The sequence below is a fragment of the Lysinibacillus cavernae genome, assembly GCF_009724685.1.
Lineage (GTDB): Bacteria > Bacillota > Bacilli > Bacillales_A > Planococcaceae > Lysinibacillus > Lysinibacillus cavernae.
In genome coordinates this window covers 1-16263 of the sequence record NZ_WMEF01000021.1, presented here as the reverse complement: position 1 = coordinate 16263, position 16263 = coordinate 1, and the positions used below count along the sequence as shown (strand labels likewise).

At 38.7% G+C, this 16263-nt stretch carries 15 protein-coding genes and 3 tRNA genes; 5 read left to right on the top strand and 13 right to left on the bottom strand.

Annotated elements, in window-relative coordinates:
• Positions 1-217 precede the first annotated feature (217 nt).
• The 5 genes from GJU32_RS22555 to GJU32_RS22535 all read right to left on the bottom strand — a co-directional run bounded on the left by GJU32_RS22555 (position 218) and on the right by GJU32_RS22535 (position 5484).
• Positions 218-520 (bottom strand): hypothetical protein, encoded by a 303-nt coding sequence (locus GJU32_RS22555; protein WP_196426708.1) that lies wholly within the window; start codon positions 518-520, stop codon positions 218-220.
• Positions 521-696: 176 nt separating this feature from the next.
• The gene (gene menB, locus GJU32_RS22550) at positions 697-1515 is read right to left on the bottom strand and encodes a 1,4-dihydroxy-2-naphthoyl-CoA synthase (protein WP_155592649.1); all 819 of its coding nucleotides are present in this window, start codon (positions 1513-1515) and stop codon (positions 697-699) included.
• 69 nt (positions 1516-1584) lie between these two features.
• The gene (menH, locus tag GJU32_RS22545; RefSeq protein ID WP_155592648.1) at positions 1585-2394 is read right to left on the bottom strand and encodes a 2-succinyl-6-hydroxy-2,4-cyclohexadiene-1-carboxylate synthase; all 810 of its coding nucleotides are present in this window, start codon (positions 2392-2394) and stop codon (positions 1585-1587) included.
• The gene (gene menD / locus GJU32_RS22540; RefSeq protein WP_155592647.1) at positions 2391-4106 is read right to left on the bottom strand and encodes a 2-succinyl-5-enolpyruvyl-6-hydroxy-3-cyclohexene-1-carboxylic-acid synthase; all 1716 of its coding nucleotides are present in this window, start codon (positions 4104-4106) and stop codon (positions 2391-2393) included. The genes menH and menD overlap by 4 nt, the downstream gene beginning before the upstream one ends.
• The gene (locus GJU32_RS22535) at positions 4099-5484 is read right to left on the bottom strand and encodes an isochorismate synthase (protein WP_155592646.1); all 1386 of its coding nucleotides are present in this window, start codon (positions 5482-5484) and stop codon (positions 4099-4101) included. The genes menD and GJU32_RS22535 overlap by 8 nt, the downstream gene beginning before the upstream one ends.
• A gap of 247 nt (positions 5485-5731) precedes the next feature.
• Between GJU32_RS22535 and GJU32_RS22530 the strand changes: the two genes are divergently transcribed.
• The gene (locus tag GJU32_RS22530) at positions 5732-6652 is read left to right on the top strand and encodes a 1,4-dihydroxy-2-naphthoate polyprenyltransferase (RefSeq protein WP_155592645.1); all 921 of its coding nucleotides are present in this window, start codon (positions 5732-5734) and stop codon (positions 6650-6652) included.
• A 15-nt stretch (positions 6653-6667) separates the two neighbouring features.
• Here GJU32_RS22530 and GJU32_RS22525 read toward each other — a convergent pair whose 3' ends face one another.
• The 3 genes from GJU32_RS22525 to GJU32_RS22515 form a co-directional block, all read right to left on the bottom strand.
• Positions 6668-7594, bottom strand: coding sequence for a dipeptidase (locus tag GJU32_RS22525; protein ID WP_155592644.1), 927 nt, complete (start codon positions 7592-7594; stop codon positions 6668-6670).
• Positions 7595-7641: 47 nt separating this feature from the next.
• Positions 7642-8091 carry a TraR/DksA C4-type zinc finger protein gene (locus GJU32_RS22520; protein WP_155592643.1) on the bottom strand — a complete coding sequence of 150 codons (450 nt, stop codon included), beginning with the start codon at positions 8089-8091 and terminating at the stop codon, positions 7642-7644.
• Between the two features lie 75 nt (positions 8092-8166).
• Positions 8167-8928, bottom strand: coding sequence for a MerR family transcriptional regulator (locus GJU32_RS22515; RefSeq protein WP_155592642.1), 762 nt, complete (start codon positions 8926-8928; stop codon positions 8167-8169).
• Between the two features lie 180 nt (positions 8929-9108).
• On the opposite strand from GJU32_RS22515, the gene GJU32_RS22510 reads away from it, so the two are divergent.
• Positions 9109-10425: a trypsin-like peptidase domain-containing protein gene (locus GJU32_RS22510; RefSeq protein ID WP_155592641.1), complete on the top strand. Its 1317-nt coding sequence runs from the start codon at positions 9109-9111 to the stop codon at positions 10423-10425.
• Positions 10426-10472: 47 nt separating this feature from the next.
• On the opposite strand, the gene GJU32_RS22505 is transcribed toward GJU32_RS22510, so the two are convergent.
• Both GJU32_RS22505 and GJU32_RS22500 read right to left on the bottom strand, forming a co-directional pair.
• Positions 10473-11675, bottom strand: coding sequence for a diaminopropionate ammonia-lyase (locus tag GJU32_RS22505; RefSeq protein WP_155592640.1), 1203 nt, complete (start codon positions 11673-11675; stop codon positions 10473-10475).
• A gap of 119 nt (positions 11676-11794) precedes the next feature.
• The gene (locus GJU32_RS22500) at positions 11795-12790 is read right to left on the bottom strand and encodes an ABC transporter substrate-binding protein (RefSeq protein WP_196426714.1); all 996 of its coding nucleotides are present in this window, start codon (positions 12788-12790) and stop codon (positions 11795-11797) included.
• A gap of 144 nt (positions 12791-12934) precedes the next feature.
• On the opposite strand from GJU32_RS22500, the gene GJU32_RS22495 reads away from it, so the two are divergent.
• The 3 genes from GJU32_RS22495 to GJU32_RS22485 are packed head-to-tail and all read left to right on the top strand — an operon-like array spanning position 12935 to position 15804.
• On the top strand, positions 12935-13936 hold the full coding sequence (locus tag GJU32_RS22495) for a FecCD family ABC transporter permease (RefSeq protein ID WP_155592638.1): 1002 nt from the start codon (positions 12935-12937) through the stop codon (positions 13934-13936).
• On the top strand, positions 13936-14991 hold the full coding sequence (locus GJU32_RS22490) for a FecCD family ABC transporter permease (RefSeq protein ID WP_155592637.1): 1056 nt from the start codon (positions 13936-13938) through the stop codon (positions 14989-14991). The genes GJU32_RS22495 and GJU32_RS22490 overlap by 1 nt, the downstream gene beginning before the upstream one ends.
• Before the next feature lie 15 nt (positions 14992-15006).
• On the top strand, positions 15007-15804 hold the full coding sequence (locus GJU32_RS22485) for an ABC transporter ATP-binding protein (protein ID WP_155592636.1): 798 nt from the start codon (positions 15007-15009) through the stop codon (positions 15802-15804).
• Between the two features lie 145 nt (positions 15805-15949).
• Here GJU32_RS22485 and GJU32_RS22480 read toward each other — a convergent pair.
• The 3 genes from GJU32_RS22480 to GJU32_RS22470 form a co-directional block, all read right to left on the bottom strand.
• Positions 15950-16021 (bottom strand) — tRNA-Glu (locus tag GJU32_RS22480).
• A gap of 2 nt (positions 16022-16023) precedes the next feature.
• A tRNA-Ser gene (locus GJU32_RS22475) sits at positions 16024-16114 on the bottom strand.
• A 10-nt stretch (positions 16115-16124) separates the two neighbouring features.
• Positions 16125-16201 (bottom strand) — tRNA-Asn (locus tag GJU32_RS22470).
• Positions 16202-16263 lie beyond the last annotated feature (62 nt).

Here is a 16263-nt window from a genome sequence, read left to right as displayed (position 1 = left end):
CTGCTCTATCCTTCACATTTTGAGTTCTATCCTACACTTTGCAAGTTCTATCCACCATTTTGAGGATTCTATCCGTCACTTTTATTGCAAGTACTGCTCTATCCTTCACATTTTGAGTTCTATCCTACACTTTGCAAGTTCTATCCAACACTCTAAGACTTCTATCCGCTACTTTTATTGCAAGTCCTGTGCTATCCTTCACATTTTGAGTTCTATCCTACACTTTGCAAGTTCTATCCACCATTTTGAGGATTCTATCCGCCACTTTTATTGCAAGTACTACTCTATCCTTCACATTTTGAGTTCTATCCAACACTTTGCAAGTTCTATCCACCAATTTGAGATTTCTATCCACCAATTTGAGGATTCTATCCGTCACTTTTATTGCAAGCCCTGCTCTATCCTTCACATTTTGAGTTCTATCCAACACTTCGCAAGTTCTATCCACCAATTTGAGTCTTCTATCCGCCACTTTTATTGCAAGTGCTGCGCTATCCTTCACATTTTGAACTCTATCCAACACTTCGCAGTTCTATCCACCAATTTGAGTCTTCTATCCGTCTCTCTTATTTAAAGTCCTGCACTATCCTCATTTAGCCTGCTATTCAACACTTTAATACTTCAATTCACCCCTCTTCCTAAAATACAAAAAAGCTCGTATCTCCAAAAAGATACGAGCTTTTTATCCCTTAACAATCAAGGGAATCTTGGGAATTGACCAAAATCTGGTTGACGTTTTTCTTTGAATGCGTCGCGACCTTCTTTTGCTTCATCTGTTGTGTAGTAAAGAAGTGTAGCGTCACCAGCCATTTGTTGAAGTCCTGCTAAGCCATCTGTATCTGCATTCATCGCTGCTTTTAAGAAGCGTAGTGCAGTTGGTGACATTTCTAGCATTTCTTCACACCATTGAACTGTTTCATCTTCTAATTGCTCATAAGGAACAACCGTATTGACTAAGCCCATATCAAGTGCTTGCTGTGCATCGTATTGACGGCAAAGGTACCAAATTTCACGTGCCTTTTTATGACCAATAATACGAGCAAGATAGCCTGAGCCATAACCTGCATCAAATGAACCTACTTTTGGTCCAGTTTGTCCAAAGCGAGCATTGTCAGCAGCAATTGTTAAGTCACAGACAACATGTAATACGTGTCCTCCACCAATTGCATAGCCTGCAACCATTGCAACTACAGGTTTTGGAATAACACGGATTAAACGTTGTAAATCAAGAACGTTTAGACGTGGGATTTCATCTTCTCCAACATAGCCACCATGTCCGCGAACTTTTTGGTCTCCGCCTGAGCAGAAAGCATGTTCACCTTCACCTGTTAAAATAATTACACCGATATTTTTGTCATCGCGTGCACGTGAGAATGCGTCAATCATTTCCATAACCGTTTTTGGGCGGAATGCATTGCGCACTTCTGGACGGTTAATCGTAATTTTTGCGATACCGTTATAGAACTCATACTTAATGTCTTCATAAGTATGTAATGTTGTCCATTGACGTGTCATTGAATTGCCTCCTATATCATTAAATTCGTCTCGTTACTAGCGAGGCGCTAACGTAATCGTATATTAATATTACGTTAAATACTCCTCTACTATTGTAGCAAACTCAGCGGGATTTTCCACATGAATTGCATGTCCAGCGTTATTTACTGTCATATGCCTAACAGTATTTATTAGCGCTTTCATTTCTAGTGCAATTTTACAAAATTTCTCATCCAATGAGCCTGTAATTAATAGGACAGGTATTTCTAATTGCACCAACCTATCCCAATTCGAAGGCTGTACACCTGTACCAATACCTCTTAAGCTCCCTGCCAGTCCTTCTGCCCTCTGTGAAAGTCTTTCTGCTCGAATAGCCACTTGCACATTTTTAGGTAGGCGATGCTGGGTATCAAAAAGAGGTATATTCTGCCATGCATCAACAAATGATTGTAAACCATTTGCAACTATTTTTTGTGCCAGTGCTTCATCTCGCTCACAACGCTCATTTCGCTCTCCGATTGTACGTAATCCTGGAGAAGTGCTTTCTAAAATGAGCTTTTGAACACGGTCTGGGTATGCAATGGCGTACGATAATGCAATTCTTCCACCCATTGAATAACCTAATAGCGTAAATTTCTCTATATCGAGCTGGGTAAAGATTTCTTCTAAATCCTTTAATTGTTCCTCCATAGAAAAACGTTTTATCTGCTTTGGAATAACTGTTTTTCCATGCCCAATCAAATCAATGGCAATGACACGCACATTGGGTAGAGCTTGTGCTAGATTGTGCCACGTAGCCGTGCTACCCGTAAATCCATGTAAAGCAACCAGTGTGTATGAAGCATCTTGATTCCACAGTTCAATATGCGTTTCAAGGCCGCGAATCATCCTTTTTGTCATGCTTTTAACTCCGCATTAATACGATTCCATAGCTCTCGATGAGCATTGACATTCTCTGTTCTATCTGTAAAAATTTCCACCAAACGCAACGGACGTTTCTTACTTGTAGAAACCTTCTCTGAAAGCTCGGAGATCGTCTCTACACGGACATAGTCCATATCATACATATGGGCAATATCACGGAATTCAAGTGCTGTTGGTGTGCCAAATAGATCCTCATAATGAGCTTCCACAGTTGACTGTGGTAAATAAGAAAAGATACCGCCACCATCATTATTCATCACAAGAATCGTTAAGTTACATTCCTGATATCTTGATGCAATTAGACCATTCACATCATGTAAAAAGGCTAAATCACCAATCAGCAAATAGGTTTCTCGGTCATTTCCTCTACTTAAGCCCATAGCCGTGGATACTACGCCATCAATTCCGTTCGTTCCTCTATTTGCAAAAATACGTAAATCCTTCGGTGTTGCTAACAAAAATGTATCGATATCACGCACTGGCATACTACTGCTAACGAAAATATCACTACCATCAGGAATCATTTTCAGTAAACGGCTAACCATAGCACCTTCATCTTTTTCTACTTCTGAATGCTGTTCAATGTAGAGTGAAGCAAGCTGATTCGCTTTTTGCCATTCGGCTAAATATGTCGCTTCCAGCGCTGTGTTAGCGATCCCCAATTGTGTCAACCATTGCCCGATACTGGCATGAATAAAATGTGTAGATACGCCAGTAGCATCTCTAAACATAGGATCTTCATCAATAATCACATAGGCATTTGGTTGTGATTTTGCAATAAATTGCATGATAAATTTCGAGATAGGCTGTGCACCTATACGTAAAACTGTATCCGGTTGAACAAGTGCTTTAAAATCCTCGCTCTTCATAATGGCATCGTACGTTGTCACCATATACGGTAAACAATCCTCTGGTACGGATGCACGCATATTCGATAAGCTTTCAACAACTACTGGCCACTTCAACTGACGTACAAATTCCCAGACGATTGATAAGTCTGTACCAAGAGCTAATTCACCAATAATAATAAAGCCTTTTTTAGTCGATTGCAAAATAGAGGAAAGCTCTTGCAGATTCGCACTCGATGGTACTAATTGTCCTATACTGCTGTGCTTGAAAGTCACTGCTGGTAGCTCATTCTGTAGATCAATTAATAAAGGCTCACGGAAAGGTACATTAATATGTACTGGTCCAAAAGGTGCACTCGTAGCAATTGCTACTGCACGTGCAAGATGACGCTCAATAAAAGGTAAAGTTTGGGCAGCACCATCTGCTAACGGAAAATCTACACTCCATTTCACATGTGAACCATATAAATTGGGCTGATTGATGGCCTGTGGTGCTCCTACCTCACGTAATTCGTGTGGTCGGTCAGCTGTTACCACAATCAGTGGAACACGTGCATAGCTTGCCTCCACAATCGCAGGAAAATAGTTCGCTGCCGCTGTGCCAGATGTACATAATAAAACAACAGGCTTGGCAGTAGCTTTAGCCAGCCCTAAAGCAAAGAAAGCAGCTGAGCGTTCATCTACCTGACGATACATTTTTACTTGTTTAGTTGAAGCAACCGCATAAGCAAGTGGTGTTGAACGTGATCCTGGGCTGACGACAACATTTTCTACACCAGCTTGTACTAACGATGCGACCATTTTATAAACATAATCTGTTAAAACTTTTCGTTCACTCATGTAATTGTCCCCCTAGCGCACGAAGCATTGGACGGAATTTCACTAATGTTTCTTCATATTCAGATTGTGGTTCCGAATCTGCTACAATACCGCCACCCGCATATAAATAAGCTTTATCACTTAGTAATGCTGCTGATCGTATAGCGACTGCAAATTCACCGTTACCCTCTGCGTCCATCCAGCCAATTGGTGCAGCATACAGACCACGGTTCATCGGCTCATATTTACGAATGGCAGATAACGCTTCTTTGCGTGGTACACCACCTAAAGCTGGCGTTGGATGTAGTGATTTTGTAAGTTGTAATATCGTGGCTTCCTTATTTAACTGACCTTCTACAGGTGTGTATAAATGTTGAATATCTCGTATTTTTAATAAACGAGGTCTATCTGGTACTGTCATGTCCACACAATTTTTACGGAATGTATCCGCAATCATATCGACAACATATTGGTGCTCACCACCGTTTTTTGGATCATTTAATAAACTTTGTCCAAAAGCCTCGTCTTCCTCTGCTGTCTTGCCTCGTTTAATTGAGCCAGCGACGCAAGAAGAAAACGCACGACCATCTTCTACCTTGACAAGACGTTCAGGCGATGCACCAAAAAACAATAAATTCTTACGCTCAAGACCAAATAAATAGCTTTCTGGCTGCTCATGAATAATTTGAGAAAGCACTTGTGGCGCAGATACCTGCTCTTTAAATTGCAATGCAAGGGAGCGTGCAATCACAACCTTATCTGCCTTTTTCTGTTTAATTAATGCTGTCACTTGGTTAATTGAGGATAGATAAGGTTCTTTATATGGCTCAAAATAACTTGTTATTTCAGGCTTTGTATACGTTTTCACTTCTTTAACCTGAGCTGCATGAATTAAATGATCTCTCTCTTTTCTTAAAGATTCGAGCTTCGCCTCCGCTTGCTGATCTTTTGTCAAAAGATGAATGCTCACGTATGCTTTATCATCACGTATCACAAGTTGGAATGTTGCTAATGCAAAAAAAGATTCTGGAAAATCCGTCCATTCTCCGTCAACATTATTTTGTGGATCAAATGTAAAACCACCAAACAATATAGGCTGTAGTTCGCTTTGTTCCTGCAGACAGTTTTTCGTTAAGTTTTTCCATTCCGCTTCCACAGCATCAAAGCGTTCATGTTTAGCGTTGTTTTGAATGGTATGAGCATGTCCTAGTCCAACTAAAGTCATTGTTTTTTCTCTATTTTGCCAATAAAATCGTTCACCTTTATAACACTCTTCGCCTGCTGCATAGAACGCCAGTGCAGATAAGCGACTTACTTCAATTGTTTCCATATAAAAATGAAGGCTTTGGCCCAAAGAGTCCACTTCTACTTCTGTGGCTTGGTACCACTTCTGTTGCATGAAAATTACCTCCGTTGTTGCAATGTACATAATCAATGATGACTAAAACACATCATTTTTTGGTTGGCAACACTGTTATTCGTACCGTTGCTAATAACCCAATTTTTATTTTCAGTTCATAAATGCATGTTCTATTGTATCACTTTTTTTCATTAAACAGTATGTAATAAGCTGTGAACCTACCCATTTTCTCAATCTTCGTATAAAATAAGAAGAGTCGACAACATTTGAAGGAGAGAAAGACCTTATGACCAAAGTCATTGAAGCTGATAGGGGTTTTAAAGTTTGGTGGCATTTAACACGTCCACACACTTTAACCGCTTCATTTGTTCCAGTATTCCTAGGAACTGCAATTGCTCTAGCAATTGAAAAAGAAACAATTGATTTTGGACTATTTTTTGCTATGCTCATTGCAAGTATGCTTATTCAAGCAGCAACGAATATGTTCAATGAATATTATGATTACAAATTAGGATTAGATAACGAGCATTCTGTCGGTATTGGCGGAACAATTGTCCGTCACGGTGTACAACCAAAAACAATTATGTTGATTGCGTTAAGCTTTTATGCCATTGCCATGCTTCTTGGCATTTACATATGTGCCTCAACATCTTGGTGGTTAGCAGCTGTCGGACTAGTTTGTATGCTTATTGGTTTCTTATATACAGGTGGACCCTATCCAATCGCTTACTCGCCTTTTGGAGAAATTGTCTCTGGAGCGGTAATGGGTATGGGGATTGTGTTAATTGCCTTCTATATTCAAACGCTTACAGTGACACTTGATGCTGTTTTGCTTTCTGTACCAAGTATGATTTTAGTCGGTGCCATTATGTTATCCAACAATATACGTGATATTGTTGGCGATACCGAGGGTGGACGAAAAACATTGGCTATATTAGTAGGACGTGATAATGCGATTTCTGTATTATCTGGGTTTTTTATCGTCTCGTATTTATGGGTGATCGCCCTTGTAGCCGTTGATGGCATTACTTTTTGGGCATTAATTATCTTTCTAAGTATTCCAAAACCATTACGTGCCATTCAAATTTTCCGAGACAAAAAAGAAGCCAAAGAAGTGATGCCTGCGATGAAATATACAGCGCAAACCAATACATTCTTCGGCTTTCTATTAGGAATCGGATTGTTAATGCATTATTTCTTTTATTAAAAGAGTGCGGCAGCCTTAACGGGTTGCTGCTTTTTTTACATAGCGTCTGAAATTTTGACTAGCTATGCCATGCACTTCTTCGTCTGAAAAGCGTGCACGTAATGCCTCTAATAAATTTTGTGCCTCTCCTGCGTGAGCTAAACCATTGACAGTCACATTAATACCATCAAAATCTGACCCTAACCCTAAATGCTGGACACCTACTAGTTTGGCTAAATGCTCCACATGATCGACTAAATGGTCGAGTGTTGCATCTTTACCAATAAAGTGTGGGAAGTAAACAACATGGATATGTCCCCCGTGTTCGACAAGTGCCTTTGCCTGCGCATCTGTTAAATTACGTGGGTGGTCACATAGTGCACGTGCATTACTATGACTTGCGAGTATATGCTTTGCTAACGGCAATACATCCCAAAAGCTTTGTTCATTTAGATGTGAGACATCAATAATAATATCTCGCTCATTTAGTAATTGTATGACCTCTTTACCAAATGGCTTCAATCCAAGACTTGCATCCTGTTCAGCCCCGTGAGCTACAGCATTTTCTTCATTCCACGTTAAACCTACTAATTTTACACCAGCATCGAGTACCGCTGTGAGCTTTGTTACATCTTCGCCAATTGCACTACAGCCCTCTAAGCTTAAAATGGCTCCTATTTCATGTGTAGCTAATTGATCTAACTGTGTCCAATCTGTAATATGAACCATGCCCTCTGTTTGTAATACATGCGTATGAAATGCTTCAATTTGACGCATGACCTCAAGAAATTGCAGATTTTGTGAGATTTTTGGGTCAATAAAGATGGCGAATACTTGAGCCTCTATTTGCCCTAATTGCAATCTTTTTTGATTGGCATGTATACGCACATCCTCTGCAAAATTTGCCGTTTCAAGAGTGGTTAATTTTAAAAGCGCATCACAATGTAAATCAATTATGTTCATATCCTCACCTCTACAGTTATTATACTGCTTTCATGAGGAAAAACTTACTACATTTTATCTTGTGGTGTGTCGGAAGAGCCAAATTCCTCAAGCTCAATAAAATCATCTGATTTTGGTGTTGAAGATAGAACATCCTCTTCCACTGGTCGTAAATTTTCTTCTTTCTGCTCTGCATGCTCCACACATGTCAAAGCTTTTGGCATAGCCTCTAAACGTCCTAATGGAATCTCTTCACCACAGACAACACATTTACCATATGTTCCGTCTGCCATTGCTTGTAAGGCCTTTTTAATTTCTTCCGCATTGTCACCACGATGCTCATCTATTGCCATTTCTGTAAGCTGATCCGTTAAATCACTGGCATTATCAGCTGGATGATTATCATAATTAGATAACTCTGTTGCTTGTGGTCGCTCTGATTCCTCTAATTGTTGTTCGATTTCTTGTAATTCTTGCTCTAATTGTCTTTTTAATTTTTGCATTACTTGTTGATTCAAAAAAATCTCCTCCTCATGCCTTCATTTTTTCCTAATTTACTATTTCTAAAACATGTCAGCATAAGGAAGCTCTATTTATTTACTTGTATAAGCGATGATCGCATCATGTAGAAATTGGGCTGTCCCTATTTCACCGCGCTCATCATAATATGCCGTAAAACGTTCATCAGCTACATACATTTGTGCTAGCCCAGCATGTGCCTCTTTGGAATATTCTTTCCATGTAAAACTCAGCCATCGTTTATGCAACTCTGCCGCTTCCATTGCGATATCACTTGTGGCTTCACCAAGTTCCATCGCTTCTGTTAATCGTTCAAACATTTGCTGTTCTAACTGTTGCATCGCCTGAAATTGTTGTTCTGTCATATTCATAAGTTTAGCATTCGAAGCGTCCACTGTTTCATCTCCATATTTTGCACGAATTTCTTGACCATATTGTTTTTCATTACCCTCGATTAACTTTTCTTTAAACCCTTTAAATTTTTCTTCATTTGACATTGGCAGTTCCCCCTCAATGGATTGTATTGTTTTTTCTACTGTCCGTAAGATAATTTCTAGCTGTTCCTTGCGTTGAAGCAAAGCAACTTTATGTGTTTTTAGCGCCTCGGCATGTTGAAAATTGGGCGTCTGAATTATTTCTTGAATCGTCGCTAGCTTCATATCCAACGCGCGGAAAAATAAAATCTGCTGTAGCATATCTACTTCAAATTGCCCATAAAATCGATAGCCTGCCTCATTGGTTCTAGCTGGCTTCAGTAACCCAATTTCATCATAATAGCGCAATGTTCTAGTACTAACACCCGACAAGTGGGCAAGCTCTTGAATTGTATATTCCATGTTGTCACCTCCACTATAGCTACTGTAAACTTTGACGCAACGTTAAGGTCAATACAAAAATTAAAAAATAATTAAATCTAACCATAATCATCCTTTCAGTTCATATAATTCCATAAATACATATAAATCTTTCGCTACACGCCGATATGAATAGTAAATATTTCACAGGAGTGTGATAGGATGAAGTGTCCAAATTGTCAGCATGAGAATCTTTCAGACAGTAAATTTTGCTCGGATTGTGGCAGTAAGCTCACCAATTCGTCATTATCAAAGCAAGGTGTACCAGCATGGGCAATTATCGTATTATCTGTCTGTTTTATTGCAATTGGTGGGCTTGGCTATGCATATTGGGATTTTTTTGTAGACAAAAAGAATCATTCAAATACTTACTCGGAACTAAATGATAATCAGAAATTAACTACTCAGCAAGTTTCCTCTGAAAAACTCACAAAAAAACAAGAAGCGCATGCACAACAGGTTGATCGTGTCACCCTTATAAAGGAAATTCAACAAAAAGTGTTCACTGTCCTAACTAACAGCGGGCAAGGTTCTGGCTTCCTATATAAAAAGGGTGGTTATGTTATTACAAATGCACATGTTGTCCAAGGTGAAGTGGAAGTACGAATTCGTAATTCAATGGGTCAAGAATCACCAGGTACTGTAATCGGTATATCTGATCGTTATGACATCGCTTTAATACATGTACCTAGCTATCAAGACAGTCAACCGTTAGGCATTGAAACAGCCGAATCACCTATAGGCTTAGAAGTTATTGCATTTGGTAGTCCACAAGGTTTTGAAAATTCTGCTTCTATTGGTTATATAACGGGCAATAAACGTGATATGGAACTTGAAAATTTTATATACAAGCAAATTTATCAGGTCGATGCACAAATTGATAAAGGTAGTAGTGGTGGTCCATTGGTCGATGTCAATACAGGCAATGTCATAGGAATTAACTCTCTACTTTACACAACTGAAACAAGTACTAACTTTGCTTTCTCTATTCCTCTTTATAGTATGCTTGACCAATTTGATGGATGGATTGCAAAGCCACTTTCTGCAAATGAGGTTCGTTCTGTAGCTAATGTTTATGAAGGTAATCAACAAACTCCTATTGAAACAAATACTACTAACGGAACAGATGCTTTGCTAGCGGGGCAATTCGTGCAAGCATTCCGTCTATATTATGAAATGGCACTAAATGAAGGTGATTTTTACTGGATTGCCGATATGCTTGCACCTGGAAGTTCAGCTTATCAAGAATTGGAGAAATATATTAATGAGATTGCCTATCAAGGCCATTACTTCTATTTTACAAACAATGAAGTACTGGATGTGCAATATTCAGATGGCAAATACTATGTTGAAATGAATGAAACTTTTGATTTTTACGATGCACAAGGCAATTACCAATTCTATGATCGCTATAAGACCTATACTGTTATTACAGATGATTATGGTGCCTATAAAATTGCAGCTATTAAAATTCACTAATGTAGTCTGTTACAAATAAAATAGCAAACTAGCTTTTGACTAGTTTGCTATTCATTCGCATATTTCCCGTGCCACACTATTTGTCGATAGTTTTCTTTATCTGTGTCGCCCTCTGTATTAATAAACAACACCCTTGCATGTTCATCTAATTGCAAAGTATGTTTTAATTCCTTGTATTGTTCATTTGTCATTATTTCATAAAAGCAACCAAATGGAGCTGCTCCTGATTCTCCTGCTATTATGCGTTCATCTGTGTCCAATGGGTTGCCAAGTATACGCATACCTATTGCTGCCATTTCTTCATGACAAGAAATGCTTATTTTTGTATAGGTCTTTAAAAGTTGCCAAGCTTGTGGGTTGGGTTCACCGCAAGCAAGACCTGCCATGATGGTTTGCATTTCCCCACCAACAGTTACAAATTGGGGAGTACCTGCCTTAAAACTCTCATAATAACAATTAGCGACATGAGGCTCAACTAAAACAAACGTCATCTCTTGCTCATAAAATTGTTGTAAAAACGCGACAACCGCTCCTGCAAAGGATCCTACCCCAGCTTGCAAAAATACATGTGTCGGTGCTTGTTGCAAATCTTCAACAATTTCATGTACAAGCGTTGTATAACCTTGCATGATCCATAATGGAATTTCCTCATAGCCATCCCACATCGTATCCTGAATCAATACCCAACCATTTTCTTGGGCTAGTTGCGAAGTAAATCGAACGGTATCATCATAATTCATTGTCGTGATTTCAGCATAAGCTCCTTCGTTTTTAATATGTTGTAAACGTTCATCGGCACTGCCAGCTGGCATATATATTCGTGCATGAAAACCTAGCTCACGAGCCGCCCATGCTACACCACGACCATGATTACCATCTGTCGTTGAAATAAAGGTTAAATCTCCTATCCGCTCTTTTATTTGCGGAGATTTTAATTGTTCAAATGATAGCTCCTCTATATTTTTTTGGAGTACATTGGCGACATATTGAGCAATTGCATAAACACCGCCTAACACTTTAAATGCATTTAAACCATATCGATAGGATTCATCTTTTACTAGAATTTTTTCCACACCAATAAATGAAGCAAGTGAATTTAGATGCTGAAGAGGTGTTTTTTCAAACTGCTTATATGTACGCTGGAATTGACCAACTTTCTCAACTTGTTCCAGTGTAAAGTATGGAAGTAAAGCTGTTTCTTGTTCTACCCGATTAAGCTGATTGGGAACCCACTTCAATTTTTCGTTCATTCCTATCCCTCCTTACTCAATAGCTTAGTCTATTTAGCTATAAAATACAAAGTTCCATATAACAGGAAATAAAAAAATACAATCATCGAACTTCGATGATTGTATTTTTTATCAATTCATTATTTAGTAAAGATTTCTTCCACTTGATCTAGCATAATATTTGCAGCTAAAATGCCTCCAGCAGTATTCCAAATGACATCATCCACTTTATGTGCATTGCCTTTTTGGACAGCCGTTAAGTTTTTCCAAAGAGGATCTTGTGTCCACTCTTGTTCAGTTGCTAATGCTGAATCATCACCTGTTGGCATGTACGTGAAGTAGAAGATAACATCTCCATCCATTTGAGGAATTACTTCCTTCCCTACTTCAACCGCTAAGTTTCCTAGTTTTGCATTATCTTTAAATAGATCAGCTTGCGCAGGAACACGTTTAAAACCTAAAGCATCAAAAATAATACCTGAAAATGAATCTGTGTAATAGATACGAGATTTATCTGCCATAAAGCGTACAAATGAAACTTCTTGGTTTGTTTGATCACCAAGTTTTTCTTTCAGTGCAAGTAGCTTATCATCGTAAGCTTTTAATACTTCTTCACCTTTTGTTTCTTGGTTAACTGCTTTTGCGTATAATTCAAAATTCTCTTTCCAGTCACCACGTAATGTTTCTGAGAACACAGTTGGAGCGATTTTGCTAAGTTTCGCATAATCTTTTTCTTGTCGTAATTTATTACCAATGATTAAATCTGGCTTTAAAGAAGCGATTTTTTCTATATTAATTTCATGTTCAATGCCGACAACCTCCACACCGTCCATTTGATCCTTAATATGGTCATACCATGGATCACCTGTCCAAGATTGTACCGCACCGACTGGCTTAATACCTAGAGCTAATAATGCTTCTGTTCCTTCATTTGTTAAAACAACAATACGTTTTGGTGTATCTTTTACTTCAGTTGTCCCCATAGCATGCTCGACACTGTAAGCGTTGCTATCTTTTGAACTTTCTTCTTTCGTATTATCTTTAGAATTGCCGCATGCTCCTAGAACAAAAATAGCCGCAACTGCTAGCAAAACTACTAATTTTTGAAATGCTTTTTGCACCTTTTCTTCCTCCATTGTATATGATAGAATGTTTAAGCATATTTGACGAGAATGAAAATCACTTTCATCTGTCTTTAGAACGATATTAATCGTATTGTATGTATCCATCTATGTCAATCATTAATTTAGTAATTATCTAAGAAAAGAGTTAAATTTTATATGATTTTAAAAAATAATTATTCAAAGATGCTTGCTTTACTAGCGGGAGTTTTGCTCTTACTTCTTTGTATGGCGATCAGTATTGTATATGGCTATGCAAATACTTCTATTCAAATGACGTATGAATCTTTTATACAATTTAACCATTCAAATGAGCATATTATCATTCAAAACGTTCGTATTCCTAGGGCGCTTATAGCTAGTTGTGTTGGTGCTTCATTAGCCATTACAGGCGTGCTTATGCAAACCTTAACGAAGAATCCATTAGCTTCACCTGGTATATTAGGCATTAATGCAGGAGCTGGCTTTGCTGTTGTCTTTGCCATGATTTTTTTCCATATTTCAAGTTTGCAGTCTTTTGCATGGATCGCATTTTTAGGTGCTGCTGTTGCTGCTTTATCTGTTTATGGTATTAGTTTTTCAGGAAGAGATGCTGCTACTCCTGTAAAAATTACTTTAGCAGGGGCCGCCATTAGTGCACTTTTTGCTTCTTTCACGCAAGGTTTACTTGCCACAAATGAAGCAGAACTCGACCAAGTATTATTTTGGTTAGCAGGCTCAGTTCAAGGAAGAAAATTAGAAATTCTTCTATCGGTCCTCCCTTATCTAATCATTGGCTGGATAGCTGCTCTAGTCATTTCTCCTAAAATGAATACTCTTGCTCTTGGAGATGATGTAGCAAGAGGACTAGGTTTACGTTTAGGGCTTATGAAGGTAATGGTAGGACTTATTGTGATCTTTTTAGCAGGTGGCGCTGTTGCTATTGCAGGCCCGATCGGTTTTATCGGTATTGTAGTTCCTCATTTTGCGCGTAAGTTTGTCGGAACAGACCATCGTTGGCTTATTCCAATGGCTGCTTTATTAGGGGGTATTCTTTTATTGTTAGCTGATGTAGCAGCCCGTTATATTATCATGCCACAAGAAGTTCCAGTAGGGGTAATGACGGCTATGATTGGCACACCATTCTTTATTTACCTTGCGCGAAAAGGTGGAAAAAAATAATGAAACAAATAAAAACAATTCGATTACTTCAACAAAAAATATCCTTTTTATTAGATGTACAAGCTGTAAATAAATTACTAGTAATTAGCTTGATAACATTAGCTGTTTTTTTCTTAAGTGCATCATTCGGTGATTCTTTTATCAATCCATTAAAGGTTTTACAAACTTTCATTGGTCACGGCTCAGATTTTGATCAATTGATCATTATTGATTTTCGAATGCCTCGAATTTTTCTTGCTGTATTTGCTGGAATGGCGTTAGCTGTAGCAGGAGCAGTTTTACAAGGAATTATTAAAAACCCACTAGCCTCACCAGACATAATAGGAATATCCGCTGGAGGTGGTGCAGCAGTTGTTGGTTTCTTAGCCATTTTCAGTGATTCCAATCACTCTTTAACGGTTAGTATTGAATGGTTGCCATTAGCTGGCTTTGTTGGGGCGACTGTTGTAGGATGTATTGTTTACTTATTTGCTTGGAAAGATGGTGTCACGCCAAATCGACTTGTCCTAATAGGTATTAGCGTTTCAGCATTGATGCAAGCCGTTACGACTATGTTAATGATTATCGGTCCAATTTATCAAGCAAGTGAAGCAAATAAGTGGATTACTGGAAGTGTCAAAAGTGCAGATTGGGACCAGGTACAAATCGTTGTCCCATTAATCATCGTACTACTACTTGTCACATTTTTTATCACACGACAATTAAATGTCCAAGAATTAGGCGATGATACAGCCGCAAGCTTAGGACAATCCGTGCAAAAAACACGTCTTTATTTAATACTTTTATGTTCTAGTTTAGTAGCAAGTGCCATTTCATTTGCGGGGGCAATTGGATTTGTAGGGTTAATGGCCCCTCATATTGCACGAAGGATCGTTGGTTCATCGTTTGGTGTACTCATCCCAACATCCGCAGCAATTGGAGCATTGCTCGTAATGATTGCTGATATTATTGGTCGTACCGCATTTAGCCCATTAGAAGTACCAGCTGGTGTCTTCACTGCCGCCATCGGTGCTCCTTATTTTATCTATTTATTATTCAGAAACCCTAATAAATAAAGGAGTCTATACTACATGACTGAATCGTTATTAACCAAATCCCTAACATTAAGTTATGGTGATTCCACTATTATCGAAGATCTCAATTTGTCTATTCCTTTGAATGAAATTACTGTATTAATTGGAGCGAATGGCTGTGGTAAATCCACACTCTTACGCTCCATTGCTCGGTTATTGAAGCCTAAAAATGGCTCTGTTTTATTAGATGGCGAAGATATATTTAAATTGTCTACAAAACAAGTGGCAAAAAATCTTTCAATTCTCCCTCAATCTCCTGTTGCACCAGAGGGCTTAACTGTCCTACAGCTTGTTAAACAAGGAAGATATCCTTATCAAAGCTGGCGCCAACAGTGGACGGAAAAGGATGAAGAAATCGTGTTCAATGCCTTAAAAGCAACAGGTACAGAGCATTTACAAGATAGACCAGTGGATGAACTATCAGGGGGGCAACGTCAACGTGCTTGGATAGCTATGACCCTTGCTCAAGATACAGATATTATTCTTTTGGACGAGCCTACGACATATTTAGATTTAACTCATCAAATAGACGTTTTAGATTTATTATTCGAATTAAACCAACAGCAAAAGCGAACAATTATTATGGTATTACATGATATTAATTTGGCATGTCGCTACGCTGATCATATTATTACAGTGCGTGATCGCGGTGTTCATCGTCAAGGTAAACCAGAGGAAATTATGACAACTGAATTAGTCAAGCATGTATTTGACCTGGATTGTCAAATGACAACAGATCCAATCTTTGGTACACCATTATGTATTCCATATGGCAAAGGACGGACAATTTTATAACTTCTTTGAAAACAACAAGCCTTCACAGACTATTTAATCTGTGAAGGCTTGTTGTTATAAGTAGTAATAGATTTAACTTGTTATCTAGATTTATCAATAAAATTAAAAAGTGCAGTAGATGTAAAATCATCTACTGCACTTAGTATGACCCCTACGGGATTCGAACCCGTGTTACCGCCGTGAAAGGGCGGTGTCTTAACCGCTTGACCAAGGGGCCAATGGCGGAGAAGGAGGGATTTGAACCCTCGCGCCGGTTACCCGACCTACACCCTTAGCAGGGGCGCCTCTTCAGCCTCTTGAGTACTTCCCCAAAAAAAAATTGGCTCCGAAGGCAGGACTCGAACCTGCGACAACCTGATTAACAGTCAGGTGCTACTACCAACTGAGCTACTTCGGAACAATGGTGGGCCTAAATGGACTCGAACCATCGACCTCACGCTTATCAGGCGTGCGCTCTAA

What these genes read in the sequence shown, in the direction of transcription:
- menB (WP_155592649.1), bottom strand. Translation starts at nt 1,515, where the DNA reads ATGACACGTCAATGGACAACATTACATACTTATGAAGACATTAAGTAT.
- menH (WP_155592648.1), bottom strand. Translation starts at nt 2,394, where the DNA reads ATGACAAAAAGGATGATTCGCGGCCTTGAAACGCATATTGAACTGTGG.
- menD (WP_155592647.1), bottom strand. Translation starts at nt 4,106, where the DNA reads ATGAGTGAACGAAAAGTTTTAACAGATTATGTTTATAAAATGGTCGCA.
- GJU32_RS22535 (WP_155592646.1), bottom strand. Translation starts at nt 5,484, where the DNA reads ATGCAACAGAAGTGGTACCAAGCCACAGAAGTAGAAGTGGACTCTTTG.
- GJU32_RS22530 (WP_155592645.1), top strand. Translation starts at nt 5,732, where the DNA reads ATGACCAAAGTCATTGAAGCTGATAGGGGTTTTAAAGTTTGGTGGCAT.
- GJU32_RS22525 (WP_155592644.1), bottom strand. Translation starts at nt 7,594, where the DNA reads ATGAACATAATTGATTTACATTGTGATGCGCTTTTAAAATTAACCACT.
- GJU32_RS22515 (WP_155592642.1), bottom strand. Translation starts at nt 8,928, where the DNA reads ATGGAATATACAATTCAAGAGCTTGCCCACTTGTCGGGTGTTAGTACT.
- GJU32_RS22510 (WP_155592641.1), top strand. Translation starts at nt 9,109, where the DNA reads ATGAAGTGTCCAAATTGTCAGCATGAGAATCTTTCAGACAGTAAATTT.
- GJU32_RS22505 (WP_155592640.1), bottom strand. Translation starts at nt 11,675, where the DNA reads ATGAACGAAAAATTGAAGTGGGTTCCCAATCAGCTTAATCGGGTAGAA.
- GJU32_RS22500 (WP_196426714.1), bottom strand. Translation starts at nt 12,790, where the DNA reads ATGGAGGAAGAAAAGGTGCAAAAAGCATTTCAAAAATTAGTAGTTTTG.
- GJU32_RS22495 (WP_155592638.1), top strand. Translation starts at nt 12,935, where the DNA reads ATGATTTTAAAAAATAATTATTCAAAGATGCTTGCTTTACTAGCGGGA.
- GJU32_RS22490 (WP_155592637.1), top strand. Translation starts at nt 13,936, where the DNA reads ATGAAACAAATAAAAACAATTCGATTACTTCAACAAAAAATATCCTTT.
- GJU32_RS22485 (WP_155592636.1), top strand. Translation starts at nt 15,007, where the DNA reads ATGACTGAATCGTTATTAACCAAATCCCTAACATTAAGTTATGGTGAT.